Here is a 1,151-nt window from a genome sequence, read left to right as displayed (position 1 = left end):
AAAAAAGCGATCATTCGTCGTGAGTTATTTAATCATGAGTGTTTCTACACCAATGATATTTGTGACTGTGTGGAAAAGCTCGAAGGGTATGGCATCACTTACGATGAAATTCATGAAGTGTTTAATCATATTCGTAAAACGGAAGACGTTTATTAAGCGTGAAAATAAAGCGCCTTGATATTTGCTGTCTCAAATATCAAGGCATGTTCAATTACATCGGAGTTAGATTTAATGAACATTCTGAATGTTACACAAGATAGAGAAGAAACGAAAGCAAAATGTTACGTTTGTACGGCCGTTCCGTTTTCGTTGGGTAAAGTGGTCTATACGCAAGGTATTGATCAGTTATTAGATAATAATGTCGGTGCTAACTTGTCGATTTATTTGCAGCGTCACCAAAGTGGAGATTGGGGAGAGACTTGCATTGAAGATAAAATCACCAATGACGAAGCAACCAAAACAGGCGAGAGAGTGATATCGAATTATACGATTTGTGATCAATCGGTTTGGATAATAACTGAACGTGACCGCAGCGTGACCACAATTTTATTACCTTGTGAATATTGATATCTCAATGGGATGGCATAAAATGAGAGTCCTATTATTAGGGCTCTTTTTTATGATGAAACCATTACTTTATCTTTCGTTGTTATCGCCGTGTTTCAGTTGGGCTTTTTGCTTTGATGAGGCAGGGCGATTTTATAATGTCGATCCACAGCTTTTAAAATCCATCGCCACGGTAGAAAGTAGCCTAAAGCCGAACGCGTACAATGAAAATAAAAACCAATCCGGTCAAGTCATCAGCCGTGATTTTGGATTGATGCAAATTAATTCCCATTGGTTTGATCGACTATCCGAATTTAATGTGAATGAAACAAATATCTATAATCCTTGCTTTAATGTTCATCTTGGCGCATGGGTATTAAGTTCTAACTTTTCTAGTCATGGTTATAACTGGAACAGTGTCGGCGCGTATAATGCGGGTTTTTCCAAACGCACCGAGAACGCCAGAAAAATATACATCCAAAAAGTCCAATCGGTTTATTTTAATCCTAACGTTAAATAAAAGACCTTGCACCATAACGGTGCAAGGTCTTTAGCTTTTCCTCTCGCTTTCTTCCTTCAATTTCCAGATCCCCCGCATCCCTCGT

General features: G+C 38.4%; 2 protein-coding genes. Both read left to right on the top strand.

From position 1 onward, the window contains the following. Window positions 1-231 precede the first annotated feature (231 nt). The gene (locus AB4589_RS22125) at window positions 232-567 is read left to right on the top strand and encodes a type I restriction endonuclease subunit M (RefSeq protein ID WP_102556682.1); all 336 of its coding nucleotides are present in this window, start codon (window positions 232-234) and stop codon (window positions 565-567) included. A gap of 52 nt (window positions 568-619) precedes the next feature. Continuing rightward, entirely contained in the window at window positions 620-1,066 is a 447-nt protein-coding gene (locus AB4589_RS22120; protein WP_102257485.1) for a lytic transglycosylase domain-containing protein, read from the top strand. Window positions 1,067-1,151: the final 85 nt, after the last annotated feature.

This window comes from Vibrio sp. 10N.222.49.A3 (assembly GCF_041475145.1).
GTDB lineage: Bacteria > Pseudomonadota > Gammaproteobacteria > Enterobacterales > Vibrionaceae > Vibrio > Vibrio tasmaniensis_A.
The sequence above is the reverse complement of the archived record's forward strand: the minus strand, read 5'-3'. Positions and strand labels throughout refer to the sequence as shown.